The sequence below is a fragment of the Neisseria sicca VK64 genome (assembly GCF_000260655.1).
Classification (GTDB): Bacteria; Pseudomonadota; Gammaproteobacteria; order Burkholderiales; family Neisseriaceae; genus Neisseria; species Neisseria sicca_B.
On the sequence record NZ_AJMT01000019.1, the window covers coordinates 1 to 4,590 of the forward strand.

The window sequence follows — 4,590 nt, forward strand, 5'->3', positions numbered from 1 at the left end:
ACTATAAATCAGGACAAGGCGACGAAGCCGCAGACAGTACAGATAGTACGGCAAGGCGAGGCAACGCCGTACTGGTTTAAAGTTAATCCACTATAATAACGTTTTCAGACGACCCAGATGACAAAGAGGTCGTCTGAAAACAAGTTCATACATTATTTTTGGCAGTTCGGACAATAAAACGTCCCGCGCTGCCCCAAAACTTCTTTCTGCACCAAACCGCCGCAACGGACGCAGGGTTCGTTGTGCCTGCCGTACACCGTATATTCCTGCTGGAAATAGCCGCTTTTGCCGTCGCTGTTGACGAAGTCGCGCAACGTGCTGCCGCCGGTTTCAATCGCGCGCTGCAATACCGCTTTAATCGTTTCCACCAAGACAGCGCATTCTTTTTTCTTAACCTTGTCCGCAGGGCGGTGTGGCGATATGCCCGATTTAAACAGGCTTTCGTTCGCATAAATATTACCCACGCCGACCACGACGGCATTGTCCATCAAAGCCAGCTTGACCGCGCGTTTTTGCGTTTTAAATTTTTGGTATAGATACTCGGCGGAGAAGTCGTCTGAAAGCGGCTCGGGGCCCAGTTTTTCAAGAAGCGGATGATGCTCGGCAATGCCTTCATACCACAAAATCGCACCGAACTTACGCGGGTCGTGATAGCGCAAGACTATTCCGTCCGCAAACACAATGTCCACATGATCATGTTTATCAGGATGATCAATCCGCGCATCGCCGTCCGTAAAAATCCGCAAACTGCCCGACATGCCTAAATGAATCAACAAGATACCCGTTGCAAAACCGATAATCAGATATTTCGCCCGCCGACGACAGCTCAACACCTCCTGCCCCGCTAAAAGCTCCGCCAACTGCGGATTGACCTGCCAGCGCAGCTTGGTTTGGCGCAACACGACATCCGCCACCTTTTTACCTTGAATATGCGGGCTGATACCGCGCAACGTCGTTTCTACCTCAGGCAATTCCGGCATTTTTCTTTATCCTCAAGCTAATACAGTCAACATCGCCTTTTTCAGACGACCTAAGATTCTACCGATGCCAAAGCGGCCTGACAATTTGCAACCAATCGGCTTTACAGACAGAAAGCAGCAAATTCAAGGCAGAATGACAAATATAGAAGGGGCTATATTTATGGAGTCAAACCTCTCGTTTTCAAATGTTCAGCCTCAAAAGGTCGTCTGAAAACCAGTCATGCCGGTTTTACCAACGCTGCATTCTCAATCCGAAATCCGTGCCGCACCCAAAGCCACCGTCTGCGTTCCCAATATTTTTTCAAACTCCGGCAACGGCGTCACCCCCGCCATACGCTTGACCAAAACCAAACCGTACACCGCCGCACACTGCGGCCACCACCTGTCCCCCGCCTTCTCCATAAAACGCCAAAACCGCAGCCCCTTTTGCGAATTCACAGCAGGCAGGTACACCATAAACTTCCCGAATTCCACCTCAAAATCCAAATCCCCCAACCGCTGCTTCAAAGCCGGCAAAGTCAGGCAATGCTCCTTTTTAGGCAAACGCGCTCCATCGAACCACTTGCTGAAAAACCACAAAGATTTCGGATTAAACCCCGTCAAAACCAACCGCCCTTCAGGTTTCAACACTCTGGACGCTTCATGCAGCACTTGCGTCAGCGCGGCAGTCTCATGACTGTGCGGCATCAGCAGCACATCAATAGAATGACTCTCCCAAGCCATAGCGTCCGCCGTCATCAATACATCACGGGGTACGGCAACCACGTTTTCAGACGACCTTAACCATTGACCGCCTTGTTGGACAACGGTCTGTCCGTCAAAATATTGCAAATGCCGCTCAAAAAAAGCAGCCTCGTTCTGAGCAACATAACGCCCCATAGCCGTATCTTCAAACCATACATCCATAGTCGTTATCCTATTAACTGTTTCATGCGTTCATTTCTACTGTCCGATAGAAAAATACAATGCAATCGCCGTATTTATGCCACAGATTTTAACATTAAGACCCAAGCATATGTAAATTTCACCCCCTTTACCTTGACGGCTACATCTTCAAACAGTACCATCGGGTAGACTAAATTTAACCTTATATCATTGATAATTATTGATTCATCATGGCAAAACTGAAAACCATCGCACTTACCATTTCAAGTTTATCCGCAGCTTCCGGCGCAGCATACGCTCAAAATGCCACACCAGATCAAGTAGGTATGGCAATGATGCGCCTCAATTCCTCTCTTTTGGATCAAGCCAAAGCGCAAACTTTCGGAACGGGCAGCCTTTGGGCATCGTTGCGCAAGGATTTCCGTATGAACGAGGTCAATTCCGAACTTGTTCGCCGCCATGAGAGCAAATTCGCTGCCAATAGTGCCTACTTCGACCGCACCATTACCCGCAGCAAACCCTATATGTACCATATTGCCAACGAAGTCAGAAAACGCAATATGCCTGCCGAAATCGCATTGCTGCCGTTTATCGAAAGCGCATTCGTTACCAAAGCAAAATCACATGTCGGCGCATCCGGTCTGTGGCAGTTTATGCCTGCAACGGGTCGCCACTACGGCTTGGAAAAAACCCCTTTGTATGATGGCCGTCACGATGTCTACGCAGCAACTGACGCAGCATTGAATTACCTGCAATACCTGCACGGATTATTCGGCGACTGGTCCCTTGCACTGGCTGCCTACAACTGGGGCGAAGGTAATGTCGGCCGTGCCGTCAATCGTGCGCGCGCGCAAGGTTTGGAGCCGATTTACGAAAATCTGCGCATGCCTGACGAAACACGGAATTACGTTCCCAAACTCTTGGCCGTACGCAATATCGTTGCCAACCCACAAACTTTCGGCATGAATATCACCGAAATCAACAATCAGCCGTATTTCAAATCCCTGAGCATCGACAAGCCGATTGACAACAGCACTATCGCCCGCTTCGCCAACATCAGCGAAAGCGAATTGCTGACACTCAATCCGGGATTCAATGCGCCTGTATTCATCCCGAAAAACAATCGTCGCCTGTTGCTGCCTGTTGATTCTGTGGCTTCTTTCGAGAAAAACTACCGAAACGCGAATCCCGATACTTTGTTGTCTTGGAACGTATACACATCCCGAAACAATACCAGCTTGAACGCCATCGCAGCAGAAACCGGTATGAGCGTTGCCGAAATCAAACGACTGAACGGCTTGGGAAATAACTCCCTGTCTTCCAACCGCAGTATTTTGGTAGCCAAGAATAAAGCAGCGAATTCGGCGACACCTGATACACTCTCATTCATCGATGTTGATAACAGACCGGATACTTACCGTTCCAATATGCCGGAAATGGCACCTATCAAAACGGCAAAAGCAAATATTCCTACAATGGATTTTGCCAACATTAAACCCGTTGCAGCAGTACCAACAGATTATGTAGCCCTTGGCAAAAAAGCAGTATCCGAAACTGCTGTCGCTCAATCAGCTCCTGTTGGCGGAGAAAGCAAAATTGCCTCTGCAACTCCTACTACCGTTGCCAAAGCAGACATCGCAACCACACCTGAAACCACTGTTCAAACCAACTCTTCAGCAGATTTGGCATCGGCAAATGTCAAAGAAGAGCGTATTCCTGAAGTGTTTGCCCAATTGTCTCAAGCTGAAAGCAAGCCTGCCGTTGTCGAGCAAACTGCTGCAAATACAACTACTGAGCTGACTACTGCTCAAGCTGCTCCGACGCAAGCTGCTGAAACAGCCGATGAACTGATGGCGTTGGTAGATTCAAATCTTCGTACTCAAACTGAAAATGTAGCAGTCGCACAAGCCGCCAGCGAACACAATATTGCATCCGACGCAGTCAAAGCGCGTAGCGAGCGTATTGCCGCCAATACCGCCAAACAACAAAGCCGCACTGAGGCGCGTTTGGCCCGTGCAGGCAATCAGCAGCAATCTCAAACCGCAGGTGCGGGCATGCACCGTGTAGCCGATGGCGATACGCTGTTTAATATCTCACGTCGTTACAACTTGAGCGTTGCTGACTTGATTATTGCCAACAACATCAAAGGCAATAACATCCGTAAAGGTCAGCTGTTGCGTGTGACCGCAGCGCCCGCCAAAACTCGAAACAGTATCCGAAACGTTTCTTATACCGTTCGCAGAGGCGATACTTTAAATACTATCGCCAACCGATTCAACGTAGATGTAAACGATATTCGCCGCTGGAATCGAAATACCAATGGTGTGACACCCGGTCAACGTTTGAAATTAATCGGCAGTTAAGATTACTCTTCATGAAAAAGTCGTCTGAAATTTTCAGACGACTTTTTATTTGCCATCAAATTCAATTTTCCCCGCATCATCACTACGCCTCCTTAAAGAGAAAGTTTTTAGTGAATAATATAGTGGATTAACTTTAAACCGGTACGGCGTTGCCTCGCCTTAGCTCAAAGAGAACAATTCTCTAAGGTGCTGAAGCACCAAGTGAATCGGTTCCGTACTATCTGTACTGTCTGCGGCTTCGTCGCCTTGTCCTGATTTAAATTTAATCCACTATATAGTCAATTAAAAACAAAATGGTACAATACTCAATTTTTAAGGTCTAACCATGGCATACTCTGCGGACTTAAGAAACAAAGCTTTAA

At 48.0% G+C, this 4,590-nt stretch carries 3 protein-coding genes; 1 reads left to right on the top strand and 2 read right to left on the bottom strand.

Features of this window, described 5'->3' with window-relative positions:
- Positions 1-152: 152 nt before the first annotated feature.
- Both mutM and HMPREF1051_RS01595 read right to left on the bottom strand, forming a co-directional pair.
- Positions 153-980, bottom strand: coding sequence for a bifunctional DNA-formamidopyrimidine glycosylase/DNA-(apurinic or apyrimidinic site) lyase (gene mutM / locus HMPREF1051_RS01590; protein WP_036491124.1), 828 nt, complete (start codon positions 978-980; stop codon positions 153-155).
- 246 nt (positions 981-1,226) lie between these two features.
- Complete coding sequence (locus HMPREF1051_RS01595; protein ID WP_003763410.1) at positions 1,227-1,886, bottom strand: class I SAM-dependent methyltransferase; 660 nt, start codon at positions 1,884-1,886, stop codon at positions 1,227-1,229.
- A 209-nt stretch (positions 1,887-2,095) separates the two neighbouring features.
- Between HMPREF1051_RS01595 and HMPREF1051_RS01600 the strand changes: the two genes are divergently transcribed.
- Positions 2,096-4,228, top strand: a complete 2,133-nt coding sequence (locus HMPREF1051_RS01600) for a LysM peptidoglycan-binding domain-containing protein (protein ID WP_003763409.1) — start codon at positions 2,096-2,098, stop codon at positions 4,226-4,228.
- Positions 4,229-4,590: the final 362 nt, after the last annotated feature.